Source organism: Actinocrinis sp. (genome assembly GCF_035938995.1).
GTDB lineage: Bacteria > Actinomycetota > Actinomycetes > Streptomycetales > Catenulisporaceae > DASZGI01.
On the sequence record NZ_DASZGI010000024.1, the window covers coordinates 1 to 13946 of the forward strand.

Genomic DNA, 13946 nt, shown 5'->3' on the forward strand with positions numbered 1-13946 from the left:
AAGTAAACGCCGTTCCGAGCCGCCGCGGGGTCGGGCGGCGGCTCGGAACGGCATCGCGACGGCGCCACGCAGGCGGCGCCGCCGATCATGGACCGCCTTCCCCCGATCCGGCGGCTGGTCCGTGACGATCATCGGCCGATCCCCTCTTTAGGTCGGCCGAGCACCCCCTACCCTGCCGGGTCACGCGCGCGACGCAACAGGTGCAGACCATGGCGGGAACCTGCCACGGCGTAACCACGCCACCACGAATCGGCCCGCGCCACCGCTCGAATCCACGCCTCCCGCACAAATCGGCGGCCCGGCTGCACCGGGTCGCCGCGGTCGCCTACGGGTCGTCAGGCGGCGCGCGCGTAAGGGCTCTGCGCCGCGGCGTAGTGGTCCATCAGCTCGCCGCACACCGCCGACCACGACCGATTCAGCACCGTCTCGCGGGCCGCCTCGCCGTACTGCTTGCGCATCACCGGGTCGTTCACCAGCTCGGCCACGCAGCGGCGCAGATCCGCCGGGTCTTCGGGCTCGAACAGCAGCCCGGTGCGTCCGGATTCGACCAGGTCCATCGGTCCGCCGACGGCCGGTGCGACCACGGGAACGCCGGACGCCATGGCCTCCTGCACGACCTGGCCGAAGGTGTCGTCGGCGCCGGTGTGCACGAACACGTCGAACGATGCGTACGCCGCGGACAGCGCCTGACCGCTGAGGAACCCGGGCAGCGCCGCGCCGGGGATCTGGGTGCGCAGGCCGGCGGCCGCCGGACCGTCTCCGACCGCGACGATCCGCACCCCGGGGATGTCGGCCAAGTGCGCGAGCAGGTGGACCCGCTTGTCCGCGGCCAGCCTGCCCACATAGCCGACGATCACCTCGCGGTCGCCGAGCAGCCGCTCGCGCAGCTGCTCGTCCCGGTGCCGCGGGTCGAACCGGTCGGCGTCCACGCCGCGCCGCCACATCGCCAGCCGCGGAATTCCCTGCGCGCGCAGCTGCTCGTAGCTGGCCCGCGACGGCACCAGGGTGACCTCGGCCTGCCGGTGCAGATGCCGGATCCAGGACCAGATCATCGCGTCGGTGCCGCGGAAGCCGTACTGCCGGGCGAATCCGGCGATGTCGGTCTGGAACACCGCCACGCACGGCACCCCGATGCGGCGCGCGGCGCGGGCCCCGGCGGCGCCGAGCGCGATGGGCGAGGCGAGGTGGACCACGTCCGGGCGGAAGCCGCGCAGCACCTTCTCCACCCGCCGGGTGGGCAGGCCGAGCTTGAACTCCCGGTAGCCGGGAAGGCCTACTCCAGGGACGGCGACCACCGGGAACCCGGCGTACGACTCCGGACCCGGGCCCGGGGCGACGACCAGCGCCTCGTGCCCCTCGGCCGCGAGGTGCTCGAGGATCCGCAACACGGTGTTGGTGACGCCGTTCACCTGGGGCAGGAACGATTCGGTGACAAGAGCGACCCGCATGACCGAAATGTGCCCGTCAGGAGTGGCGCCGCGGTGAAGGCCGTACTGTCGGCGGGCGAACTCTGGCCGTCGGTCGCCTCGACGCGAAACTTACGCTGTATACACTGGCATGCCATCAGGCTGGCGGTCGGAGGGGCGGACTGTGGCTGACGATGCGGTGGTGGACGGTGATGTCGCCGTCGGGGCTGCGTTCACGCAGGACGCGGCGACAATGCTCGGAGAAATTCCGGCCGACCCGGCGGTCCCGCCTGCTGAAGCGCCGCCGCGGGTCACCCTCGCCGGGGAGTTCCTCAGGGTTTTGCGCACCCGCCCCGACTGGGTCTACGGGATGCTGTGCAGCTGGCTGCTGGGGCTGGGCACGTGGGCGTTTCTGGAGTTCATCGCCCGCCCCACGGGATCGCCGATGTCGAACATCGTGGTGCCGGTGGTGCTCACCGCGGTGGCTGACGGCTCGCTGACCAATCAGCTGGCGGCCGAGCCGGTGTGGGCGGCCAACCTGCTACGCGGCGGCGCGGACCCCGGCCGCATCCTGCTGGTGCGCAACGTGCTGCTGGTGGTCCTGGAGCTGTGCTTCGTAGCGATCGTCGTCGCGCTGGCCGCGTCCCGGCGCGCCGACAACACCTGGATCCAGCAGAACCTGCCGCAGCTGGTGGTCCTGCCGCTGACCTCGGTCGCGGTCGGCAACCTCGCTTCGGTGCTCGTGCCGTGCCCGTTCATGCGGCTGAGCAAGCGGCTGCAGGCGGTGGGCACCTGGGCGCGCTGGACGATCTACGTCGCGATCCCGTTCGCGCTCAGCTCCGTCGCGGGCGCGCTGTGGGCGCTGCCGACCCTGGTGGAGCGGCACTTCGAGCCGCAGGTCGTGGTGCACACGGCCAAGCTGGAGCGCAAACACCACTTCATCACGATCACGCTGCCGCACGTCTCACACGCCTACCTCGTGATCTGGCTGTTCATCATCCCCCTGTGGCACCTGTCGGTGTGGCTGTTCTCGCTCAAGCTGTCGCAGCGCCTGGCCCGGGTGCGGCGCCACGGCCTGATCCGGCTGATGGACCGGCACGGCGAGCTGACCACGCGGCTGCCGAACCTGTCGCTCGTCGCGTCGGCGCGCCAACTGCCCGCACGGGTGCGGGAGATCCCGCGGGACATCCGCGGCGAGCTCAAGCTGATCAGCTCCGAGGTCCTGGAGGCCACGACCACGCTCAGCCGGCTGTGATCGCCCGGCGGTGATCGCGCCTGACCGCTCCGGGGCATCCCGGACAAAGCCGACACCGGGCTGACATTCCCGGGGCCGTGTGCGAGGCTGGCAGCCGGACGACGGGCGGCACTGGAGAGAACCGGGCACGTGACAGGCGGCGCGAACGGCGATCGGCGGCTGATACGCCGGACCGGCGGAGTGCTCGCGGTGTGCGCGGCGGCGGCTTTGGCCCTGGCCGCGGTGGGGCTGCGGGCGGCAGCGGGTTCGGCGCTGCACGGCAGCGGGGCCAACGGAGGCGTGTCCTTCGCGCTCGGCACGCTGTTCGCGCTCGGCGCTCTGGTGGCGGGGGCGAAGTACCACGCTCATGTGCGCTCAACGCAGGTGCGTGCAGCCGCGGTCGACCGTCTGCGCACCGCCACAGTCGCGGTGCTGTTCGTCGCGGCCGTCCTGGTCCCCGCCGCGCTGATCATGCTGCGCCACGGTGTCACCGACGGGACCGGCACCCCGGGGGCCCATCCCACGGTTCCCGGGCGCGCCTCCAGCGCCTCCCGCCCGGCGCAGGTCGAGCCGACGCCGTCGGGGCGCGGCCACGGCCTCCATCTCAACCTCGGTGTCCTGATGCTCATCGTGGCCGCGCTGATCGCCGCCGCGACGATCGCCGCGGTGCTCATAGTCGCCGCGCGGTTGCTGCGCAATGCACCAGCGCCGCAGGCGGTCTCCGTGGCCCACCCCCCGGAGACTGGGGCCGAGGATGAGGCGCTCGCGGACGCGCTGCTCGCGGGCCGCAGTGCGCTTGAGGGCGATGATGCGCGCGCGGCGATCATCGCGTGCTATGCGGCCATGGAGGACTCGCTCGGGCGGGCCGGCATTACCCGGGAGCGCGCCGACAGCCCGACCGACCTGCTGCGGCGGGCGGTGGCGCGCGACGCGGTGGACCGTTCCGCGTCCGCGGCGCTGACCGACCTTTTCCGCGAGGCTCGCTTTTCGACGCACCCGATGGACGCCGGCCACCTCGCGGCCGCGAGCCGGGCGCTGGATGCGATCACCACGTCGATCGCCGAGGCGCTCGCGCGGCGGCCGGCGGCGGGCGAGACGGCGGGAGCCCAGACGTCGGCAACCAGGACGGCGGCCGCCTCGTGAGGGTCGTGGGGCTCGGTGACCATGCGCTCGGGAAGGCGGACCCTGAGGCGCCGCGCGAGTGGTGGAAGCGCGACCGGCAGGAACTCCGCCACGCCGCGCGCGCCCTGGCCCTGCTCGCGGTGACCGTGGCCGCCGCGGAGGCGGTGCTGTGGATCGTGGCGGGTCTCGGCGCCGCAGCCGTCGGCGCCGCCGCGGCCGTGGTGATCGCGCTCGCCGTCGCGCGGTACGTCGGCGGAGCGGACGCCTTCGACAGCGGATACCGCAGGCCGATCCGGCTGGTACAGCAACGCGAGCCGAGCCTGCACGGCTGGGCGACCGCCGTGGACGCGGCACTGACCTCAGGCATCGACTTCGAGCGGCTCTTCCGGCCCGGCATCGAGCGGCTCTATGCCGTGCGGCTGGCCGAGCGCTACGGGGTGTCGCTGCACTCCGACCCCAACCGGGCGGCCGAGCTGATCGGGCCGGAGGTGTGGCCGTGGATCGATCCGCAGCGCCCGCACCCGTCCGGCTCGGTCCCCCGCCGCCGGGTCCTGGACCGCCGCGCGCTCGAGACCCGCGACCCCGCACCGCCGCCCCCCGCCGTGCTCGAAGCGATCGTGCGCCGCCTGGAGACGCTGTGAAACCCCTGTCAGACCCGAGGAGCACCGTGACCCCCGCGACGACCACCCCGGCCAAGGCCAAGGCGCCCGACACCGCCGCTGACACTGACACTGGCACTGACACGGCGGACACCGATTCCATGGACATCGCCTCGATGGACATCACCTCGATGGACACTGATTCCATCGACACCGTCGTCACCAGCATCGGAGCCCTGACACCGAAGCAGGCCGGAGAGCGCGCGCACGAGGTACTCAAGGAGGTCGAGCGCGCGGTGGTGGGCAAGCGCGCGGCGCTGGAACAGGTGATGCTCGGCGTGCTGGCCGGCGGGCACGTGCTGATCGAGGACCTGCCCGGGCTGGGCAAGACCCTGCTGGCCCGCTCGTTCGCCGCGGCGCTCGGCCTGGACTTCGCGCGGATCCAGTTCACCCCGGACCTGCTGCCCTCCGACGTGACCGGTGCGCCGTTCTACGACCAGCGCTCCGGCGAGATGGTCTTTAGGCCCGGCCCGGTCTTCACCCACCTGCTGCTGGCCGACGAGATCAACCGGACCCCGCCCAAGACGCAGGCGGCGCTGCTCGAGGCGATGGGCGAGAACCAGGTCTCCGTGGACGGCGCGACCCGGCCGCTGCCCAAGCCCTTCGTGGTCATTGCGACCGACAACCCGATCGAGTACGAGGGCACCTACGCGCTGCCGGAGGCCCAGCTCGACCGGTTCCTGCTGCGGGTGCGGATGGGGTACCTGCCCCCGGTCGACGAGGCCGCGATGCTGCGTCGGCGCCTGGATCGGGCGGCCCCGGAAGCCGTGCTCAGCCCGCTGAGCGACCCGGGCGAGGTGCTGGCGATGCGCGCGGCCCTGGAGGCGGTCGAGGTCGACGACGACCTGCTCGCCTACATCATAAGCCTGATAAACGCGACGCGGGCGCACGCGCAGATCCAGGTCGGCGCCTCGCCCCGCGGTGGTCTGGCGCTGGTCCAGCTGGCCCGGGGCCGCGCGGTGCTGGACGGGCGCGACTACGTCACCCCGGAGGACGTGAAGTCGGTCGCGGTCCCGGCCCTGGCGCACCGGATCACACTGCGCCCGGAGCTGTGGGTGCGCCGGATCAACGCCGACGACGTGGTCGCCGGTGTGGTCGGCTCCGTCGCGACGCCGCGCACCGTTCCTCAGGCCGGCCGCCGCCCGACACTGTGAAACCGACACCGTGAGCCTCACGAGCAGCGACGGATCTGACGCCGCCATACCCGGGCCTGAGGGCGCGTCAGTCGCGACGATGTCGACGATGCCCGCGGAGGTGTCGCGCGCCCTCGGCGGACCCCAGGCGGCCCTGGAACCGGCCGAACCGCCCACGCAGCCGACCACGGGCACCCGCCTGGCCGAGCGGGCGCTGCGGCTGGGCACGGTCGCCGCCGTCGCCGCCGCGGTCGCCCTCGCCACCGGGCACGCCTGGGTGCTGAGCCTGGCCGCCGCGCCCGTCGTCCTGATCGCCCTCGCCGCCCCTGGAAGCACCCGGCCCACTCGCGCCGCCGCGCGCGTCACCGTCACTCCGCAGCGCTGCTTCGAGGGCGAGCCGATCACCGCGCGCATCGACCTCGCCTTCGACGGCGTGGTCGGCTGGATCGATCCCGGGGTGTTCGCCGGCCCCGGCGTCGAGCTGACCGATGTGCGCACCGAGGGCCCGGTGCTGACGCTGACCTTCGCCGCGCGCCGCTGGGGCCGCTGGTCGCTCGGCGCCACCGACGTGGACCTGCACGACGCGGGCGGGCTGACCCGGCGCACCGTGCGCGCGGACCTCGGCGAGGTCGAGATCTTCCCGCTGCCCTCCGACACCGAACTGACCCCGGTCCCGACCCGGATGCCGAACCGCCTCGGCGAGCACACCGCCCGCCAGTCCGGCGAGGGCGTCGAGTTCGTCGGCGTGCGCCCGTTCGCGTGGGGCGACCGGCAGCGGCGCATCCACTGGCCGTCCACCACCCGGCGCGGCGCGATCCAGATCAACCAGTACGCGGCCGAGCGCGCCGCCGACACGGTCGTGCTGCTCGACGCGTTCGGCGACGTGCGCGACCCGGCGACCGGCCGCTCGACCCTCGACGACTCGGTGCGCGCGGCCGCCGGGATCGCCCGCTCCTATCTGCGCAGCCACGACCGGGTCGGCGTGGTCTCGGCCGGCGGCAAGCTGCGCTGGCTGCACCCGGGCAGCGGCGGCACGTACCTGTACCGGATCGTCGAGACGATCCTGGAGGTGCGCCGCGACCTCGGCTTCCACGTGCCGCAACTGGACCGGGTCCCGCCCCCCGCACTGCCGAACGGCGCGCTGGTGTACGCGGTGACGCCGCTCGCCGATGAGCGCATCCTGGACGTGCTGCGCGACTTGGCCGAGCGCGGGAACCCGGTCGTGGTGGTCGAGATCCCGACCGGTGAGCCGAAGGTGGACCCGGCGGACCAATCCGCCGGACTCGCCCTGCGACTGTGGCGCCTGGACCGCCAAGCCCTCCGCTTCAGCCTCGTGGAGCGCGGAATGCCGGTGGTCGCATGGGACGGCTCGGGGCAGCTGGACCTCGCGCTGGCGCCGCTGCTGCGCACGGGTGTCCGAGGGAGGGCCGGATGAACAACCCTGCTGTCAGCGCGGCGACGCCCTCCAATCGCTCGGAGCGCGCCGCCGAGTTCCTGGCCCGCACCCGAGAGGCACTCGGCGCGCCGACCCTGATCGGCCTCGCGCTCGCTCTCGCCGCCACCAACCCCGCTGCCTGGCGCACGATGACGGGTGCGGTGCTCGTCGTGGTGCTCGCGTTCGCACTCCTACTGGCGCTCGGGGCCGCGCCCGTCGTCGCGCGGCGCCCCGTCACCTCGTCGAGCGCGTGGACCGCGAGAGCGATCCGGCACCGCAACACCCTGTTCGCGGCCGCGTGCGTCGTCGTCGCAGGGCTCGGCGACCCCCCGGTCTGGCTCATGGCCGCCGACGCCGCGCTACTGCTGGCCTACCTGCTGGCGGCGGACGCGCTCGCGGCCGGGCCGGTCGGCGCCCGGCAACTGCGCAGCATCCGCATCCCGCTCGCCGCGGCGGGTGCGAGCGCGGCCGTGCTCGTCGTCGCCGAGGCCCCGATCAGCGGCGGCGCGATCTGGGGGCGCATCGTCGCGGCGCTCGCCGTCTCGGCGGCGGCAGCGGCGGCGGGTCTCGCGCTCTGGAGCCGGATCCACGCTCTTCGCGGTTGACCGGGACTTAGGGCGGCCGTAGATCGCATGGCGGGGAACGCTTTTCTCCCCGCCATGCGACGCATCGCGTCTGACCGCCGTTCGGGGTACCCCATTAGGCCGTAGTCCGCAGCGACAAGCGCACTGACTGCGCGTAGCGTCGCAAATATGAGTAACACTGAGCTGGGCTATGCCAAGTACATCTCGCTGACCACGTACCGGAAATCCGGAGAGCCGGTGGCCACGCCGGTGTGGACCGTGCCCATCGCGGACAAGATCTACATCTCGACCGGCTCGCAGACCGGCAAGGCCAAGCGCCTTCGCAACAACGACCAGGCGACCGTCGCGCTGTGCGACGCGCTCGGCAAGAACGTCGGCCCCGCGCACAAGGCGACCGCGCGGCTCGTGCCCATGTCCGAGCACCCCGAGTTCCGCGACCTGATGCTGCACAAGTACGGCTTCCAGCAGCGGATGATCGAGGTGCTGAACAAAGTGCGCAGCCGCGCCAAGAAGCCGGCCGGCGAACGCGTCCTGGTCGAGGTCACCGTCGAGGAATAGCCGCCCGGCGCAACAGCCCGATCCCGGGCAGCGCCCCGATCCCGAGCACGATGGCCGCGGTCATCAGCCCCTGAGCCGGCGCCCGGATCACACCGGAGCGGGCCGGGTTCGGATCGTGCTGCACCCACCATGCGTGTGCACGGCCGCGGCGGCGAAGATGGCGCGGCTGGTCGCCGAGGAGCGTCGGCGCCACGTGCTATGCGCGGCCTGAGACCCGCGAGACGGCCACCGCCGGATCGCGGGTCCGCGCGGACGCGCGATCCGACCTGCGTTCGCGGCCCGCCGCCCCTACGCGGCTGTCGTGTCGAACACGTGCAGTCGGTGGGCGACTGCCGCGGCCTCGGTGCGCGAGGCGACGCCGAGCTTGGCCAGGATGTTCGACACGTGCACGGATACGGTCTTGGTCGCGATGAACAGCTTCGCGCCGATCTGTCCGTTGGACAGCCCGTCCGCGACCAGCCGCAGCACGTCCAGCTCGCGCGGGGTCAGCCCGAGGCCGGCCGCGGCCCCTGAGCCCGCCTCGCCGACCCCGGCCGTGTCCCCGGGCTGCCCGCCGCCGCCCAGCAGCAGGCGCGCCGCCCGTATCAGGCTCTCGATGTCGTCCAGCAACGGCTTGGCGCCGAGCGGCTCGGCCAGCGCCCGGGCCTCGGCGGCAGCCACGGCGGCCACATCGCGCTCGCCGCTCACGGCCGCAGCCTCCGCCCACCGGTACCTCAGATACGCGCGGAGGTAGGCAGCCACACTCGCGGCGTCGGCGGCCTCGACCAACGCGCCCCATTGCCGCACCGGGTCCGCGTGTTGCGACAGGTCTGGCGGCGATCCGTCCGTGTCGGCCCCTGCTCCGGCACGGTTCAGCTCCGCCGCGACCAAGTCCGCGTACACCACGTGCAGCGGCACCGGTCGGGACAGCCCAGCGGCCACCTCCCGGATCCGCTCGACCGTCGACCCGTGCGGCGACATCGACCCATGACCCGGGTCGACGCCGCGCAGCGCGTGGTCCGCCTCCGCCCGGGCGACGAGCGCGAGCATCTCCCACAGGAACCGCTCGTCCCCTTCGAGCACGCCCTGGTCCAGCACCGCGGCCAGCGCCGCGCGCACCTCGCCGATCCGCCCGCGCGCCGCCGCCAGCCCCGCCACCGCCCGGTGCAGCGGGATCACGTACTGCGGCTCCCCCGTCTTCGAGCCGCTGCGGCGCCGGGCCGCGTCGAGATCCGCCTGAGCCTCGTCGTACTGGCCGCGCAGCACCTGGAGGTCCGCCCGCAGACGCAGCAGCGCCAGGTCGTGCACCCCGGGCAGGTTCAGGTCGATCGCGTCATCGATGTGCCGCGCCGCCTCCTCCCACTGGCCGAGGGCGATCAGCGGCTCGGCCAGGTTGTTGCGCAGCATGCCCGCCTGGATCCGGTTGCGCGGCACCGCCTCGGCCAGGCTGGCGCGCGCGACCGCCACCGCCTCGGCGTACCGGCCGGCGTCGTACAGCGTGCAGGACAGTCTGATGTCGATCCGGGCCAGCATCGAGGGTGTCGGGCCGAGCGCCGCGGTCTGCACGCGTATCGCCCGCTGCTCCGCGATGCCCTCCTCGTAACGCCCCGCGTTGGCCAGGATCATGGCCCGTACCGAGCGGGCGTACAGCGAGTCGCACTTGTCGTCCGACCGCTCGCTCAGCGTGATCGCCTCGTCCACGGCGGCCAGCGCCTCGGTCAGCCGCCCGTGCAGGCACAGCGCTCCAGCCAGGCCGGTGAACATGTATCCGCGCTTGGCGGCGTGCTCCTCGCCGCGCAGCAGATCGATCGCGCGCCGCTGCTCCCCGGCCCCCGATCCCCGTCCGAGGGTGCGCAGGTGGTTGGCCTTCTGGTCGAGCAGGTGCGCGGCCAGCGACGGGCGCGCATCCTGGTCGATCGCCGCGAGCCCGGCGTCGGCGAAGGCCAGTCCTCGCTCGGCGGCGCCTGACCGCCCGGCGGCGAGCGCGGCCCGGTACATCAGGTAGACGTCGTCCGGTTGCGCGCCGGGCTCGTGCGGGACCTGCCCCCACAGCTCCAGCGCCCGCTCCAGCATCGCCAGCTCGTCCGAGAAGGCGTACTGCGCGTTGGCGGACTCGGCCGCGAGCAGTGCCGCGGCCAGCGCCTTCTCCGGCACGTGCGCCCGATACCAGTAGTGGGCGAGCTCGACCTCATGGCAGTCGTCGCTCACCAGGCCCATGTCGGCCTCCAGCGCCTCGGCCAGTCTGAGGTAGACGCGGGTGTGCTCGCCGGGCAGCAGCTCGCCGTGCACCACCTCGCGCATCAGGGCGTGGCGGAAGCGGTAGGTCTCTTGCTCCCCGGCGACCAGGATGTTCGCCGCGAACGCGGGCCGCAGCGCGTCGATCAGCTCGTCGTGGCCGAGCCCGGACACCGCCGCGATCAACGGCGGCGAGGCCGGTTGCACCGCGCTGGCCAGCAGCCGCAGCAGCCGCTGGGTCAGCTCCGGCAGCCGCTCGACCCGCGCCATCAGCAGGTCGCGCAGACTCCACGACAGCTCCGGCCCGGCTCCGGCGGCCACCCCGCAGGCCACCTCCTCGGTGAAGAACGGATTGCCCTCGGCGCGCCGGTAGACCTCCTCCACCACCTCCGGCGCGGGCAGGTGGCCGAGGATGCCGCGCAGTTGCAGGCCGGTCTGCGCGCGGTCGAACCGGGCCAGGTCGAGCCGCTCGACCCCGCGGACCCGGTCCAGCTCGGCCAGGAAGGGGCGCAGCGGATGGCCGCGGTGCAGTTCGTCGTCCCGGTAGGTGCCGATCAGCATGATCGAGCCGCTGCGCAAGACGCGGGCCAGGTAGCCGAACAGCTCGCGGCTGGCGCGGTCGGCCCAGTGCAGGTCGTCCACCACCGCGACCAGCGGCCGGTCGGCGCTCGCCTGTAGCAGCGTCGCCTGCACGGCCTCGAACATCCGCACGCGCGCGTACTCGTCCCCGTTGCGCACCAGCGGCGCGGCGCCGAGCGCGGGCAGGATGCGGGCGAGCTCCTGCCCCGCCCACCCGTCGCGGTCGATCAGCCCGCGCGCGTCCAGGGCGCGCAGCACCGCGGCGAACGGGGCGAACGGCACCCCGTCCCCACCGAGCTCGATGCACGCGCCCACCGCCACCGTCGCGTCCAGCCGGGCCGCGAACTCCTCCACCAGGCGGCTCTTCCCGATCCCGGCCTCGCCGCCCACCAGAACCGTCTGCGGTTCGCCCGCCACGGTCCGCGTGAAAGCGGACCGCAGGCGGGCGAGTTCGAATTGTCTGCCCACGAAGATCGGACTTACGGAACGGCTCGCCACGCTGCCGAGCATGTCACGCCGGTCCGACATAAGCACGGGCGTTTCCGTCGTCACCCCAGGTCCTGCGGGCACGGCGTGGCCGCCGCCTTGCGACGGGCCGACGCCGCGCGCCGATCCCGCTTAAGGCAGCCGACGAGACGGCGGTGCTCGGCCTGCTGCAGGGCGTCCCTAAGGTGAGCCTCGACAAGTTCGCGGCCGAATGATGCGTTCAACATCGTGATCCTCCCCCTCTTAAGGAATCGCTTTTCTTCGACGTCCTCTACGATCCGCCCCCAGGTAGGCACGCCGGATCGGTCGGAATCCCGAATCCGGCAGGCTACTTTCGACTTAGGCCCTACCTTAGGCGGCTCGTGAGCTACCTCAGGCGGGCGCTCGAGGCACTAGGGATCGCAGAGCGGTCGAAGATCGGTGGATAGGGTTCGTGCCGTGAAACCGGACACGAAGCAGCGGCTGCTCGACGGCACGCTGGAGACGGTACGACGCGGCGGGATCACGGCGGTCTCCGCGCGCTCGATCGCCGCGGCGGCAGGCGTCAACCAGGCGTTGATCTTCTACCACTTCGGGTCGGTCGATGAGCTGCTGGAGGCCGCGTGCCGCCAGGCCACCGAGGCGCGCATCGCGCTGTATCGGGAGCGGTTCGCGACGGTCTCCTCGCTGACGCAGCTTCTGGCGGTGGGCCGCGAGCTGCACGACGCCGAGCGGACCGCCGGGAACGTGGCGGTGCTCGCGCAGTTGCTGGCCGGGGCGCCCGGCCAACCGCGGCTCGCGGTGGCGGTGGGCGAGTCGCTCGCGGCGTGGACGACCGAGATCGAGGCCGTGCTCGACCGAGTGCTGGGTACGAGCCCGCTGGCGGATGTCGCCGACCTGCCGGGTTTGGCGCGCGCGGTGGCCGCGTCGTTCGTCGGGATCGAGCTGTACGACGGCGTCGACCCGCAGGGGGCAGCCGCGGCGCTCGACGCCCTCGATCAGCTGAGCGTGCTGATCGACGTCTTCGACGACCTGGGTCCGGTGGCCCGCCGCGCGCTCGCCGCCCGGACCCGGAAGGCTCGGCGCGCCGGAGTCCCCTGAGGTACCTCGAAGGCTGGTCATGCGGCGGCCTGGGCAGCGGGCGCGCTCGCGCCGGGCCACTGCGCCCGGCGCACGGCCCGTTGGGCTGCGGCATAGACCGCCCCAAGGCCGAAGGTCCCGCTGAACAGGAACACCGCCGGGACCGCGCCGAGGTACTGCAGGGCGAAGCCGGCCGCAAGCGGACCGAGGGAGCTGCCCGCCGACAGGAACGTCATCGTCGCGGAGATGGTGCGCCCGCGCACCGCGTCGTCCACCTGACGGAAGATCAGGATGTCGAGCAGCACGACCGTCGCCGGCACGCCCAGCATGGTGACCGCCATGACCGCCCCGTACCACCAGGCGCCGAGCGGCACAGCCAGCGCGGTGCTGAGCACACCCACCGTGCCGGGCAACGCGACCAACAGCCAGCCCGGCCGCAACAGCCGGTGCAGCGGCTTGACTAAGGCGGCGCCGAGCAGGCCGCCGACCGCGGTGACCGCGAACGCGAAACCGACCTGGGCGGACGAGCCGCCGTGCGACCGGATGAGGACCACGACCGTCAGTTCGACCGCGGACCCGCTCAGATTGACGACCGCGAGCACGAACAAGCAGGTGCGCAGCAGCGGATTGCGCAGCAGGCGCTTGATTCCCTCGAGCGGGCCGCCCCCGGCCGACCGGTCCCGCCGCGCCGCGCCGCTTCGGCCCCGGTCCGACGGCACGGCGAGTCCGCAGAGCGCGGAGAGCAGGTAGCCCAGCGCGATCCCGACGAAAGGCAGCGTGCGCGAGACCGCGTAGAGCAGGCCGGCCGCAGACGGGCCGATGATCGCCGCGCTGTGCGTGCGCACCTCCTCCTGGGTGAGCGCGCTGGTCAACTGGTTCGGTGGGACCACGGCTCGGGTGGCCAGCGCCCGGGCGCCGCCGGAGAAGGGGCGGGCGGCGCCCGTCAGCGCCGCGACGACGAGCAGGTGAACCAGCGTCAGGTGGCCGAGGAAGAGGGCGAGCACGATGGTGCCGAACGCGAGGGCGCGAAGCAGCTCCGCCGCGATCAGCACCGAGCGCCGGTCGCCCCGGTCGAGCAGCGCACCCGCCGGGATCCCGGCGGCCAGCGACGCGGCGGCGTCGAGGAATCCGTAGAGCCCCGCCCTGGCGGCCGAACCGGTCAACGCCAGGATGAGCACCGGTGTCGCGACGGTGGTGATGTTGAAGGCGAGCATCGCGCCGGCGCCGCCGACCCACAGCGCCTGGAACCGGCGGTTGCGGCGCAGCGGCGTCTCCGGCACCTCCGCTTCCTCCGCCGCGACACTCGCGGACGGCGAACCGTCCGCTTCCGGTATCGCCAGCGCCTCCGTGACCTCTTCCCCCGTCAGATCAGCCATGACCCCTCCGCCATCCACGGCGGCGTAAGCATTCACGCCACCATCGTCATTCACGTTATGGTGAACGATGACAGCTGCGAGAACATTACGCAAGACACAGA

Annotated in this window: 12 protein-coding genes; 8 read left to right on the forward strand and 4 right to left on the reverse strand. The window is 73.1% G+C overall.

Features of this window, described 5'->3' with window-relative positions:
• Positions 1 to 335: 335 nt before the first annotated feature.
• Positions 336 to 1448, reverse strand: a complete 1113-nt coding sequence (locus VGZ32_RS01435) for a glycosyltransferase family 1 protein (RefSeq protein WP_326883915.1) — start codon at positions 1446 to 1448, stop codon at positions 336 to 338.
• A gap of 142 nt (positions 1449 to 1590) precedes the next feature.
• Here VGZ32_RS01435 and VGZ32_RS01440 point away from each other — a divergent pair, with 142 nt between their 5' ends.
• The 7 genes from VGZ32_RS01440 to VGZ32_RS01470 all read left to right on the forward strand — a co-directional run bounded on the left by VGZ32_RS01440 (position 1591) and on the right by VGZ32_RS01470 (position 8131).
• A complete protein-coding gene (locus VGZ32_RS01440; protein WP_326883916.1) occupies positions 1591 to 2661 on the forward strand; it encodes a hypothetical protein in 1071 nt (356 codons plus the stop codon).
• A 129-nt stretch (positions 2662 to 2790) separates the two neighbouring features.
• The gene (locus tag VGZ32_RS01445) at positions 2791 to 3783 is read left to right on the forward strand and encodes a DUF4129 domain-containing protein (protein ID WP_326883917.1); all 993 of its coding nucleotides are present in this window, start codon (positions 2791 to 2793) and stop codon (positions 3781 to 3783) included.
• A complete protein-coding gene (locus VGZ32_RS01450) occupies positions 3780 to 4403 on the forward strand; it encodes a hypothetical protein (RefSeq protein ID WP_326883918.1) in 624 nt (207 codons plus the stop codon). Before VGZ32_RS01445 ends, VGZ32_RS01450 begins: the two co-directional genes overlap by 4 nt.
• A gap of 149 nt (positions 4404 to 4552) precedes the next feature.
• Positions 4553 to 5575 (forward strand): MoxR family ATPase, encoded by a 1023-nt coding sequence (locus VGZ32_RS01455; RefSeq protein WP_349263443.1) that lies wholly within the window; start codon positions 4553 to 4555, stop codon positions 5573 to 5575.
• 88 nt (positions 5576 to 5663) lie between these two features.
• A complete protein-coding gene (locus tag VGZ32_RS01460) occupies positions 5664 to 6989 on the forward strand; it encodes a DUF58 domain-containing protein (protein WP_326883920.1) in 1326 nt (441 codons plus the stop codon).
• Positions 6986 to 7594, forward strand: coding sequence for a hypothetical protein (locus VGZ32_RS01465; RefSeq protein ID WP_326883921.1), 609 nt, complete (start codon positions 6986 to 6988; stop codon positions 7592 to 7594). Before VGZ32_RS01460 ends, VGZ32_RS01465 begins: the two co-directional genes overlap by 4 nt.
• 147 nt (positions 7595 to 7741) lie before the next feature.
• A complete protein-coding gene (locus VGZ32_RS01470; protein WP_326883922.1) occupies positions 7742 to 8131 on the forward strand; it encodes a PPOX class F420-dependent oxidoreductase in 390 nt (129 codons plus the stop codon).
• 288 nt (positions 8132 to 8419) lie between these two features.
• Here the strand turns inward: VGZ32_RS01470 and VGZ32_RS01475 are convergent, their stop codons facing one another.
• A complete protein-coding gene (locus VGZ32_RS01475) occupies positions 8420 to 11452 on the reverse strand; it encodes a helix-turn-helix transcriptional regulator (RefSeq protein WP_326883926.1) in 3033 nt (1010 codons plus the stop codon).
• Positions 11453 to 11472: 20 nt separating this feature from the next.
• A complete protein-coding gene (locus tag VGZ32_RS01480; protein WP_326883923.1) occupies positions 11473 to 11637 on the reverse strand; it encodes a hypothetical protein in 165 nt (54 codons plus the stop codon).
• Positions 11638 to 11848: 211 nt separating this feature from the next.
• Between VGZ32_RS01480 and VGZ32_RS01485 the strand changes: the two genes are divergently transcribed.
• On the forward strand, positions 11849 to 12490 hold the full coding sequence (locus VGZ32_RS01485) for a TetR/AcrR family transcriptional regulator (RefSeq protein ID WP_326883924.1): 642 nt from the start codon (positions 11849 to 11851) through the stop codon (positions 12488 to 12490).
• Between the two features lie 17 nt (positions 12491 to 12507).
• Here VGZ32_RS01485 and VGZ32_RS01490 read toward each other — a convergent pair whose 3' ends face one another.
• Positions 12508 to 13845, reverse strand: a complete 1338-nt coding sequence (locus tag VGZ32_RS01490; RefSeq protein WP_326883925.1) for an MFS transporter — start codon at positions 13843 to 13845, stop codon at positions 12508 to 12510.
• Positions 13846 to 13946 lie beyond the last annotated feature (101 nt).